This window comes from Paenibacillus haidiansis (genome assembly GCF_036553665.1).
GTDB classification, from domain to species: domain Bacteria; phylum Bacillota; class Bacilli; order Paenibacillales; family Paenibacillaceae; genus Fontibacillus; species Fontibacillus haidiansis.
In genome coordinates, this window is the sequence record NZ_JAZHPZ010000001.1 from 716,788 (window position 1) to 728,953 (window position 12,166).

The following is a 12,166-nucleotide window of genomic DNA, read 5'->3' on the forward strand; positions in this document are numbered from 1 at the left end:
ATACGGGCCTTTTCTTCATTGAACTATTTGTTCATTTCGGCGAAATTATTGAATTTCTTTACCAGTGAACAAGGAAACTCTCGCTTTCACGAGCTCTGTATACTCGGCTTCCATTTTTTCCGCTCCGACTTTATTCAGTTCGGCAATGAAGTCGTCATAAATCTTGTCGAATTGATCCGGTTTTGCCAGAATGGCTTCCGGAATCCGTTTGCGGATGATGTCTTCCGTTTTTTCGTAAATAACGTTGTAATCGCCGTCTGTCGGAACAGGCATGTTGTAAAGCGCGCCCCATTCCTTAGGTTCAAAATCGCTTTCTTGCGGGAACAAATCTTTCCAAGTCGTAGCGCCGTATGCGGCGAGCGATTCTTTCTCGGCGTCGGAATACAATTCTACGATTTGTTCAGGGAAGTTGATCGTATAGTAGTTTCCTGTCGAATCTTTAACGCCGTCACCATAACGGGCGCTGAATGCGGCATACAATCCGGCCGGGTTACCCAAACCTGTTTCTTTGGTAAAGTTGTTAGTGTCGTTCATTCTTCTATCCGTAATTTCGGCAGGAATGACGCGTTGTCCGTTCTCATCAACGGTATAGTGTTTGCCTTCAATACCCCAGTTTCTCAGGATTTGACCTTCATCGGAGGCGAGCCAATCCAGGAACTTGATGGCGCGAACCGGGTCTTCGCAGGCAGTCGTAATGGAGATACCGTATCCGTCGACACCGGCAGGCTGGAAGGTATGGTCAACATATTCATCACTAAGCGTTACAGGGAAGTGTGCGTATGTGTATTCGTTTTTGCCTGCGGATTTCAAGGCGTTCTCGGCATCCATATAGCCCCATTCTTGGTCGATCAAACCAAGTACGCGACCGCTGGCGATTTTCGCCTTGTATTGGTCTTCTTTTTGTACGAAAGCTTCCTTGTCGAGCAAGCCTTCATTGTACATATGGTTCAACCAGCGGAAGTATTCTTTCTCTTCCGGACGTTTGTAATGCAGCTTGGCTTCGTAAGTTTGCGGGTCGACATAGTATTCGCCGTCATCCGGTGCTCCAGTAGCTTGGAATGCCGGGTTGGTAACCGTGATCATGATTCTCCAGTCGTCCGCGCTCAAGGTAAGCGGAATCGTAGGCTGACCGTCCGTAGTCGGATTCTTCGCATAATATTCCTTCAATACGTTTTCATAATCCTGCAATGTCTTAACTTCAGGATAACCGAGTTCTTTCAATACGCGGTGCTGGATCTCGAAACCGCCGGTCGCATCGAAGTATTCGTTGTCGACACCCATATTCGTTACGATCGAGTAGATCGCAGGATCATCGTTGCTGTATTTCAAACGATTCATGTTATCGCCGAAAATCTTCTTGATATTCGGAGCATGTTCTTCAATCAGGTCGGTCAAATCAAGGATAAGTCCGGCATCGACCAATTTGGACAGTTCGCCTTTGGCGAAAATCAGGTCCGGAACATCGCCGCTCGCGGCCATCAAGGCAATTTTGCTTTCGCCGCCGCCGGCGCCTACATCGTATTCGGCTTCAATGGTAACGCCGGTTTTTTCGGTAATCGCTTTACCTACATCGTCCTTCATGCCGTTCCAGTTCGGGCTGGCATCCCCGCCGAAGAAGGTGAAGGTGATAGGGCTTGTATCATCCGCCGCTTGCTCGTTTTGGCTGTTGCCCCCTGTGTTGCCCGTGTTGCCTGCCGCATTGTCTTTACCGGAATTTCCGCAGCCGCCGACGAGCAAAGTGCTTGCCAGCAGAAGAGCAGCAAAGGTCTTTGGACTTTTCCACTTCATTTCTACTTCCCCCTAAGAATAATTATAGTTGAGCTATATTGTATAACAGGCGATTGGCCTGCGTATACCGTCTTGATCGTCCGGTTTGAAAGCCCGATCCAAGCAAGTAAGGGCTTTCATGAGAGTCCTTTTAAAATGGCCTTGCCTGGTATATGGTCCTGCGGGGCTGTCAGCAGCCCCGCGGGATCCTGTTGTAAAGCAATAAGGGTTAAGCCTTAACGGCCCCCAGAGTCATACCGGAAACGAAATATCTTTGCAGGAACGGATATACGATCAGAATCGGGACCGTGACGACAATCGTAATCGCCATCTTGATCGATTCCGGCGATACCTGGGCCATCTGATTGGCCAGGTCGTTCGCGTTGGCCATCCCGGCACCTTGGTTTGTACTGGCCAATACCTTCATCAATTCGTACTGCAATGTCGTGAGATGAGGTTTGTTCCCGTTATACAGATAAGTATCGAACCAGGAGTTCCATTGGCCTACGGCCAGGAACAGCGCAATCGTCGCCAATACCGGTTTACACAGCGGAAGAATGATCTTGTAATAAATTTTGAAATCATTGGCGCCGTCCAGTTTGGCCGATTCCTGCAAGGCGTAAGGCAATCCGTCGATAAAAGAACGGATAATGAATACGTTAAACGCACTTACAATGCCCGGAAGAACATAAATCCAGAATGTCCCGATCAGTTCAAGATGACGCATCAGCATGTAAGTCGGAACCATCCCGCCGGAGACATACATCGTCAACGCCAGGAAGGTGGAGACGAATTTCCGCGATTTGAATTCCGGATGGCTCAGGGTATATGCAAGCATTGATGAGCTGATCAAACCGAGAATGGTGCCGAGCACCGTACGCAGGATCGTAATCTTGAAGCCTTGAATCAGGCCGGTATAGCTGAAGATCGTTTTGTAATTTTCCAATGTGAACTCGCGCGGCCAGATATAAATGCCGCCACGGACGGTATCCGTCGAATCATTGAATGAGATCGCAAGCACGTTCAGGAAAGGATAAAGCGTAACGATCAGAATCACTGTCATGAGAATAACGTTGAAGATATCGAATACCTTCTCGGATTTGGTTGCACTGAATGCTTTTGCTGCCACGTTGTCCCCTCCTCTACATAATGCTTTCTTTCGTCGTTTTCTTCATGATGCCGTTGGCCGTGAGCAGCAGAATGATACTTACGACGGAGGTGAACATACTTATGGCCGTACCATACGAGAAGCGGCTTATATTGATACCGTAATTAAGCGCGTATAGATCCAAAACTTCGGAGTAGTCCGTAACCAGCGAATTGCTGAGCTGGAATTGCTTCTCGAAGCCGATACCGATCAGGTGACCGATCGACATAATCAAGAGTACGGAGATCGTAGTGCGGATACCCGGAAGTGTAATATTCCACATTTGTCTAAAGCGGCCCGCTCCATCGACCCGGGCGGCCTCATAAAGTTCCTTGTCGATCCCGGTGATGGCGGCCAGGTAAATGATCGCGTTCCAACCGGTCTCCTTCCATACATCGGAAACGGTTACAATTCCCCAGAACCATTTCCCTTGAGCCATAAACTGAATCGGCTCGTTAATGATATGAAGCGACATTAGGATTTCGTTTACGATCCCGCCGTCGATCGAGAGCATCTTCGTAATGATCCCCGCGACGACAACCCAGGATACAAAGTGAGGCAAATAAGATACCGTTTGAACGGTCCGTTTAAAAATGCTGCCTTTAAGTTCGTTGAGAAAAATCGCGAAAAAGATCGGTACGATAAACGTGAACACGATACCCAAAATACTCATGGCCAGCGTGTTTCTTAGTACAAGATAAAATCTTTCATCCTGAAACAAGTCCACGAAGTTCTTGAATCCGACCCATTTCTGGTCCGAAAACGATTTGGCTGGCTTGTAGTTCTGGAACGCCATCGTCCAGCCCCACAACGGTAAATAATTGAATACGAACAGCCAAATTACAAATGGCAAGGACATTAGGTATAAGTATTTCTGCCGGACTACGGTTTGCCAGAATCCTTTCTTCCGTTTCTTCGACGGTTCAGGGGTTGCGCTTACATTTCCAGTCCCGGCGCTCGCTGAGAGCGTTTCCATATGTCCAATCCCCCCTTCTCTTCTATAGTTCTATCATAATGTAGAGAAGGGGCGGAAAATACCCGATAGATTTTAAACAAAACCATATAAAAATTAGACATTGACCGGAATCGCAAACCCGATTTCCGTCCCTTTGCCGTATTCGCTGACAATGTTCAAGCCATGCTCCTCGCCATAAGACAGCACAAGACGCTGATGTACATTACGCAGTCCGATCCGGTTATTCGCCGGTTCGTCCGGGCCGGAGATGTTGTTCAGCACTTCGGCAAGCCGCTGCGGTGTCATACCGAGACCGTTGTCGCGAACCTTGATCTCCAGAAGATTCTCTTTTACCAAACGGATTTCGAGACTCACCTCGACCCCGTCCTCCTTATCCTCGACCCCGTGGATCACGGCGTTCTCGACCAGCGGCTGAATGATGAGCGGCAGAATGCGGATATCGACGGCCTGCGGGTCGATGTTCAATTCATAGCGCAACCGGTCTTCATAACGAAATTTCTGAATTTCCAAATATGAATGAACCATTTCGATCTCTTCTTTAAGCGGCGCGTTTTCCCGTCCCACCTCCAAATTTTTGCGCATGAGGCGTCCCAGCAGGCGGACGATATTCGCGATCTCTTTTTCGCCTTTCATAGAAGCATTCATCCGAATGGATTCCAGCGCGTTAAACAGAAAATGGGGATTGATTTGGCTGGCCATCATTTTCAGCTTGATTTCCCGCTGAGCCAACTCCAGCGTATTATTCTGCTCCGTCTTTTCCACGACTTGCTGCATCAGCCGGTTGATGCTCTCCACCATATAGTTGAACTGGCGCGATAACTGGCCTATTTCATCGTTGCCGTCGATCCGCGAAACGACATTCAAATCGCCGAGCGCCAGCCGGTTTAAATGGCGGCTCAGCCGCAGCAGACGGTTGGTCGTAAGAAACGATACGATATAGACGAAAAGCAGGGCAATCAGCAGCACCAGCAAAATAATGCCCAATCCGAACACGCTTACCCGGTTGGCATCCTTCACGATGGATTCCGTGGTAAATACGGACACGATTTTCAATCCGTTGGAGCTCGAGTCGGGAATCAGCTCGTCCACTACCATGTAGGAAGGCTCCCCGTTGATGTCCATCTCGTGTCCCCCGTTACTCAGCTGGTTGAGATCCACGCCAAAATCGAGACTATCCAGCGTTTGTCCGACGAGAGCGGTGTTTTTGGATGCGACCACGTACCCCTGGTCGTCCGCGATCAGTGTTTCAAACTCCTCCTGGCTCACCATCCGGTTCAGTTCAACCTGGTCAAGCGAAACCATGAGGACGCCGCTGGTATTGATTTCGGGAAACAGCATCTTACGAACCAGGCTAAGCTTCTTTACCGGAAACTGGTCATTATCGTCAATATAAATCCAATTGAGCTGTTTCGTTTTCGTCGCCTGTTGGTACCAGTCCGTCGCTTTAATATCTTCATCAATGGGATAAAGCTCCATATTGTTGATCAAGGTCGGGTTATCATAATAAAAGCGCACGCCGGCGATTTCCCTATACACGCGGGTAAACCTTCCAAAACCGTCATAATCCAAATAAGCCTTCGTCAAATCGAATACGCTGTCGTAGCGCGTGGTGACTACTTTCTCCAGATCCTCGTCCAGCAGCAGCGTGTCCGAGACATCGATCGGAATGCGCAGCATGTTGCCGAGCTGAGATTTGATCTTCTCCACATTATTCGTCGTCTGTTCGATCGCCTGCTCCATCGCCTGGTTCCGAAAGTGGTTAACCACGCTGCCGCCTACGATCATTACGGGAATCATGACCACGAGAATATATGAAATGATCAGCTTATGCTTAAGCTTTAAATTGTTCGTTACTTGAATCGCTCTTTTGATCACGACATTGCCTCCCTGACCTTCGGTTACCGTGCAAAAACCTGAATACGCCGTAAAAAGCCGAATATCCCCTATCAAAAATAGGGGATATTCAAGCCGTGCCGATAGCGGCGTACTAGATTAATATTAATTTATTGTTCCGCCGGGGGCAATCTGTTATTTCAGGGAAATTTGCAGCTCCGCCTTGCCGCTGAACGAAGGAACTTCGACCGTTCCTTGCTCCGTCAAGCTGCCGCCTTGAACGGAAGCGACTTCGCCCATGCCGTGCAGCGATACTTTGAATGCTTTGCCTGCGCCCTCGGCGCTGAGCGTTACTTTGGATCCTTCGCGAACCGCCGTTACTTGCAGTTCGGTTTCGCCCTTCATGTTGCGGACGGTACGGGTAGCGGACACGCCCTCTTCAAGCTGGTACAATCCGAGGTTCACGCCGTCGGCATAGTCGTAATCCGGACGAGTGTTGTTGGCTCCCGTCGCCAGAATCGAGTTCGGGCGGACGAACAGCGGAAGACTGAAGAAATCGTAGGTTTCTTTAATCCACTTGCCGCCTTCCACGGTTTTGCCGCTCAGCAGGTGGGTCCATTTGCCTTCAGGCAGGAAGTAGGACACTTCGCCGCTCTCGCTGAATACCGGCGCAACCAGCAAGGAATCGCCAAGCATGTATTGGCGGTCGAGCGTTTCCGCGGCCGGATCGTTCGGGAATTCCAGGAACATGGCGCGCATGGTCGGAACACCTTTCTCCGTAGCATAGACGGCCGTGTCGAACAGGTATGGCATCAGGCTGCATTTGAGTTTCGTAAAGAAGCGGGTAACATCGACCGCTTCCTCGTCGTAAGCCCAAGGCACCCGGTACGAGCTGCTGCCGTGCAGACGGCTATGGCTTGAGAGCAGGCCGAATTGGAGCCAGCGCTTGAATACATGGACCGGAGCCGTGTTCTCAAAGCCGCCGATGTCATGGCTCCAGAAGCCGAAGCCGGCCAGACCGAGCGACAGGCCGCCGCGCAGGCTTTCCGCCATCGATTCATAGTCGGCGTAGCAGTCGCCGCCCCAGTGAACCGGGAATTTCTGTCCGCCGACGGTCGCCGAGCGGGCAAACAAGGCAGCTTCGTTTTTGCCGAGTTTTTCTTCCAGAGCTTCAAATACCACTTTGTTGTACAAGTAAGTGTAGTAGTTATGCATTTTCACCGGATCGGAGCCGTCATAGTATACGACATCCGTCGGAATCCGCTCGCCGAAGTCGGTCTTGAAGCTGTCTACGCCCATATCGACGAGTTCGTGCAGATAGCCGGCGAACCATTCGCAGGCTTCCGGATTGGTGAAGTCGACCAGAGCCATGCCCGGTTGCCACAAATTGATTTGCCATACGTCGCCGTTCGGCTTCTTCACGAGATAGCCCTTTTGTCTGCCTTCTTCAAACAGACGGGAGCGTTGGCCGATGTACGGGTTGATCCATACGCAAATCTTCAGGCCTTTTTCTTTCAGGCGCTTCAGCATGCCGACCGGATCCGGGAACACGCGCTCATCCCATTTGAAATCGGTCCAGTGGAATTCGCGCATCCAGAAGCAGTCGAAGTGGAACACATGCAGCGGCAAATCTCTTTCCGCCATGCCGTCCACGAACGAGTTTACCGTCTCTTCATCGTAGTTCGTCGTAAAGGAAGTCGTGAGCCACAGGCCGAACGACCATGCCGGCGGCAAAGCAGGCTTGCCGGTCAATTGCGTATATTTGTCGAGCACGTCCTTCGGCTGCGGACCGTCGATAACAAAATATTCGATCGATTCGCCCGGAACGCTGAATTGGACTTTTTTCACCTTTTCCGAAGCGACTTCGAAGGAAACGCCGGTCGGATCGTTGACGAATACGCCATAGCCTTTATTGGTTACGTAGAACGGAATGTTCTTGTATGCTTGCTCGGAGCTGGTGCCGCCGTCCTTGTTCCAGATATCGACGATTTGCCCGTTCTTGATGAACGCCGTAAACCGTTCGCCCAAGCCGTAAACCAGTTCGCCTACGCTGAGGTCCAGCTCTTCGCGCATGAAGGTATTGCCGCCTTCTTCCGTCACATGGGCCATCGATTTGAAGCCGCTGCCCGTAATCCGCTGGTTCCCGCGATAGAAATCCACCGACCACTGCGCGCCCTTGGAGATGCGAACGCTGAGATCGCCGCTCTTCAGCTCCGCGTAATCATCGGTTTCCGTAATGATCGCATGATCGCCGCCTTTGGCCAATTCAAAATGCGGTCCGTGGTCGACCGTTCCGGCAAAATGCACCAGCTTGACGCCGATTACGCCGGGAAGCGGGGAGTGGAAATGCACTGTAAGAAGCGTTGTGTTGATCATGTCGCCGCGGCCGCGCAGCGGTGTCGTCGAAGCCGAAGCCGTCAATGTATTGTTGTCAACCATGAAGTCATAGGCTTGGACCGCGGTCGAAAGCGTAAAACCGTCGCGGATCAGCCAGTTTCCATCGGTAAATTTCATTGGGTATAAACCGCCCTTTCATTCTCAATATTTTGTACTGTTTATCCTTTCACAATTGCATTATACTGATTAAAAAGAAAACATTCTAACATAATTCAGTGTAAATATAACACTATATTGATGGGGTGAATCTATGGATCAAGCACTCAGAAGCTCGCTCAAGGAAAGCCGGGCCCACGGCGACGCCCATCTGCCCTTCGGCACCTATTGGCTGCGCCTCGGTCCCGGGGAGCATGTAATCGACTGCCATTGGCACGAGGAAGCCGAATTCTTCTATTGTATTCAGGGTGAAACGCTGTTCCAGGTCGATACCGATTATTTTCCGGTCCGGGCCGGGGAAGCCGTATTTATCGACGGCGGCGACATTCATGCCGCCCACACGCACGGGGAAGAAGGCTGCACCTTTTTCTCGCTGGTCTTCGACACAAACCTGCTGGCCAGCGCCCATTACGATGCGGTGCAGGAAAACCTGATCCTTCCGCTGCAGGAGCGAAAGGCGACTTTTCCCCGGCATATCAGGCGGAACGAGCCTTTTGAACTCCGCCTGCTAGAGCATATCGTCGAGATCATGAAGAACTGCAGCGAAGAAACTCCGGGTTATGCGGGAGCCGTGAAGGGCCATCTCTATCTCATGCTGTCCGAGATTTTCGCCGCGGCCAAGACCTGTAACCGGACCGCAAGTAACCGCAGCGAATCGTCGAAGATCGAACGGTTAAAAACGGCGATCCATTATATCCAGCAAAATTACGATCGCCCGATCCGCCTGTCCGAGCTGGCGGCGCTGATTCCGATGAGCGAAGGCCAGTTTTGCCGGTTCTTCAAATCGATGACTCGCCAGACCCCGATGGATTATATCAATTCCTACCGGATTCGGCAGGCCGCCGAGCTGCTCCGCCAGCCGGAGCGGAAAATCTCCGATATCGCTCTGGAAGTAGGGTACGATAATATCAGCTATTTTATCCGGGTATTCCGGAAGGCGATGAATTGCTCGCCCTCGGAATTCCGCAAAAAGCTGCTGACTCGAATCGAAGCCTGAAAAACGTTCTATTTCAAACTAAACCAGCTGATCCGCACCTGGCCTTTGAGGCCCAGATACACATCGCGGCGGTCCGTCAATCCTTCCACCTCCGCCGTTACCGTCGTCCAGGCCTGGCTTCCGCCGGTGGCGAGCACCTTGCAGTTGCCCGCCACCGGACCGTCCGGGCTGCCCGTCGTAATCACGATTTCCCCGCCTTTAGTAAGGCCGGATACTCTCGCCTCGAACCGGGAGGCGCCTTCGCCGAACTCGGCGTCGCGGAAGGCGATCCAGCCGTTGTCTCCCTTCAGGGCGACACTCTCTCCGCCTTCCCGGCATTCGTCGATGTACACTTGTTCGTAATCGTCATAATTCGCCGCTCTCACTTTCGCGTGCAGACTGCGCGGCGGAATGTGCTCGCCCTCTACCCGCAAGGAGGCCGTGACCGCGATATTCCCGGAGGACGGACCGGCCATCAGCGTATACGAACCGCTTTCCACACAGTAGCGGTCGCGGGTCACGTCCCATATCGCCAGCTCCGAAGCGTTCAGTTCAAAACGGACGGTCGCTTCCGCTCCGGCTTTAAGATGCAGACGCTTGAAGCCTTGGAGGGTTTTCAGCGGCCGCACGACGCGGGATTCGTTCGCTTTGACATACAGCTGCACGACTTCGTCCCCGTCCGTATTGCCCGTATTGCGCACTTTCACCGACACGGTTACCGTATCTTTCGCCCCGATCGCCTCGCGGTCAAGCGCGATCTCTCCGTACTCAAAGCTGGTGTAGCTGAGCCCGTGGCCGAACGGATACAGCACCTCCCCGTCAAAATATTGATAAGTCCGTTTGCCCTTGATGATATCGTAGTCCATCAAATCCGGAAGCTGGTCGACCGATTTGTACCAGGTCATATTCAGGCGTCCCGCCGGATTGTAATCGCCGTAGAGCACATCGGCCACCGCGTGGCCGAGCTCCTGGCCAGCATGCGAGGTGTATACGATCGCAGGCACATGCGCTTGCTCCCAGTTCACCGCGAACGGATACCCGCCGACGATGACCACGACCGTGTTAGGATTCGCCGCATGCACCGCCCGGATCAGCGCCTGCTGGGCCGGCGCCAGCGTAATATCCGGCCGGTCGGTCGTCTCTTTCCCGTTGATAAACGGGCTGTTCCCGACGACAACGACCGCCGTTTCCGCGGCTTTCGCCGCCTTGACCGCCTCATCGAGACCGTTTTCGACCACTTCAATGATGAATCGGGCGGGCTCGGCCACGGCATCGCCGCGGACGATCAATTCGCTGTCGGCACCAAGCGCGATCGGCCGGCCTTCGCACGATTTCATGATCAGGCTGCCGTCCGCCAGCGCTTCAAAATCGAAGGCTTCCTTCACGACCCAGCCCCGGGCTTCATCGGCCGTGGCGCTCAGCCCGGCTTCGGTTTCCGTGACGTACTTGCCGGAGCCTGCCGCACGAAGCGTAATATTGCCCCAGCCCCAATCGTTGCGTTCGAACACTTCGGCCGCCGAGGCGTCGTTGCCGTCGGCCTTCAGCTTCGCTTCTTCTCCCCCCGCGATCGTAACGTATCTGCCGGTTTCGGCGGAGCGAAGCCGCACTTTATCGAGACCGTTGTGGAACTGGACCGGCCGCTCGGCCATCTTCTCCGCGACGCCTTGCAGCGGCGTGATACGATAGGGTGGAGTGCCGCTGTACCAGTCGGTAAACGCCTCGTCCGCCAGCGGTCCGATGACCGCGGCCGAAGCCAACTCCTTGCTCAGCGGCAGCAGGCCGTCGTTCTTGAGCAGCACGACCGATTCGCGGGCGGCTCTGAGCGACAAGGCGGCGTGCTCCGGCGCGCAGAGCTTCGATTCCGGCATATTGCTGTACGGATTGTTCTCCTCCGGATCAAACTCACCGGTCCGGAAGCGGACGCGGAACGTATTGGCAAGCGCCCGGTCCAAATCCTCCTCGGTTAGCAGCCCCTTCTCCAGGGCGTCGCGCAGTGCGCGGAAGGAAATGTCCTGCTCGTCGGTGATGCTGTCGATCCCCGCTTTGACCGACCCGGCCAAAGCTTCGGCGTAGGACTCCACGTAATGGTGATCCATTACGGTGCCCAGCACGTCGCCGGCGTCGCCGACGACAAAGCCGTCCATTCCCCATTCGCCTTTGACGATGCTTTCGACTTCCCCGTTGAAGTTGCACGGCTTGCCGTTGACCCCGTTGTAGGCCGTCATCATCGAGCCCGCTCGCCCTTCACGGAACGCCGGCTCGAACGCCTTCAAGTAATATTCGCGCTTATTCCGCGGATCGATGCTGACCGACGCGCTACCCCGGTCGACTTCGTTATTGTTGCCGTAGAAATGCTTCAGCGTGGCGACCGTTTTGTAATAAAACGGGTGCTCGCCCTGCATCCCTTTGACAAGCTCCGTGGACAGCCTTCCCGTCAAATGGGGATCCTCGCCGTAAGCTTCCTCCGTCCGTCCCCAACGCGGATCGCGCTCCATGTCGACCGTCGGCGCCCAGACCGTGAGCCCGTTAAGCGCGGGATCGCGCTGATAATAAACCCGGGTCTCGTCCCCGATGACCGAACCGATTTCTTTCATCAATTCCGGGTCCCAGGTGCAGGCAAGCCCCGTGTTCTGCGGAAAGACGGTCGCTTCGCCAAGCCAAGCTACCCCGTGGGCGCCCTCGGTACCGTGCTTATATTTTTTTACGCCAAGCCGGGGAATTTCCGCCTGATATTGGCACATCAATTCGATCTTTTCTTCGAGCGTGAATCTGGAGATCAAATCACTCACTCGCTCCTCCAACGGCAAATTGCAATTTTGATAAGGTTTAATCATGTTAGTCCAACACCATCTCTGCCCGAAATTTTGAGGTTACAACCAAAACCGAGACTCCTTTTTCAGCCTTGGTATACTAT

At 53.0% G+C, this 12,166-nt stretch carries 7 protein-coding genes; 1 reads left to right on the forward strand and 6 read right to left on the reverse strand.

Annotated features, from left to right (window positions below; all coding sequences use genetic code 11):
- Positions 1 to 45: 45 nt before the first annotated feature.
- The 5 genes from V3851_RS03390 to yicI all read right to left on the reverse strand — a co-directional run bounded on the left by V3851_RS03390 (position 46) and on the right by yicI (position 8,237).
- Positions 46 to 1,788, reverse strand: a complete 1,743-nt coding sequence (locus tag V3851_RS03390) for an ABC transporter substrate-binding protein (protein ID WP_331845061.1) — start codon at positions 1,786 to 1,788, stop codon at positions 46 to 48.
- Positions 1,789 to 1,996: 208 nt separating this feature from the next.
- Entirely contained in the window at positions 1,997 to 2,896 is a 900-nt protein-coding gene (locus tag V3851_RS03395; RefSeq protein WP_331845062.1) for a carbohydrate ABC transporter permease, read from the reverse strand.
- A gap of 13 nt (positions 2,897 to 2,909) precedes the next feature.
- Positions 2,910 to 3,890, reverse strand: a complete 981-nt coding sequence (locus V3851_RS03400; RefSeq protein WP_331845063.1) for an ABC transporter permease — start codon at positions 3,888 to 3,890, stop codon at positions 2,910 to 2,912.
- Positions 3,891 to 3,983: 93 nt separating this feature from the next.
- On the reverse strand, positions 3,984 to 5,765 hold the full coding sequence (locus V3851_RS03405; protein WP_331845064.1) for a sensor histidine kinase: 1,782 nt from the start codon (positions 5,763 to 5,765) through the stop codon (positions 3,984 to 3,986).
- Positions 5,766 to 5,918: 153 nt separating this feature from the next.
- Positions 5,919 to 8,237, reverse strand: a complete 2,319-nt coding sequence (yicI, locus tag V3851_RS03410) for an alpha-xylosidase (RefSeq protein ID WP_331845065.1) — start codon at positions 8,235 to 8,237, stop codon at positions 5,919 to 5,921.
- A gap of 133 nt (positions 8,238 to 8,370) precedes the next feature.
- Between yicI and V3851_RS03415 the strand changes: the two genes are divergently transcribed.
- The gene (locus tag V3851_RS03415; protein WP_331845066.1) at positions 8,371 to 9,273 is read left to right on the forward strand and encodes an AraC family transcriptional regulator; all 903 of its coding nucleotides are present in this window, start codon (positions 8,371 to 8,373) and stop codon (positions 9,271 to 9,273) included.
- An 8-nt stretch (positions 9,274 to 9,281) separates the two neighbouring features.
- Here V3851_RS03415 and V3851_RS03420 read toward each other — a convergent pair whose 3' ends face one another.
- Positions 9,282 to 12,086 (reverse strand): glycoside hydrolase family 3 protein, encoded by a 2,805-nt coding sequence (locus tag V3851_RS03420; protein ID WP_331845067.1) that lies wholly within the window; start codon positions 12,084 to 12,086, stop codon positions 9,282 to 9,284.
- Positions 12,087 to 12,166 lie beyond the last annotated feature (80 nt).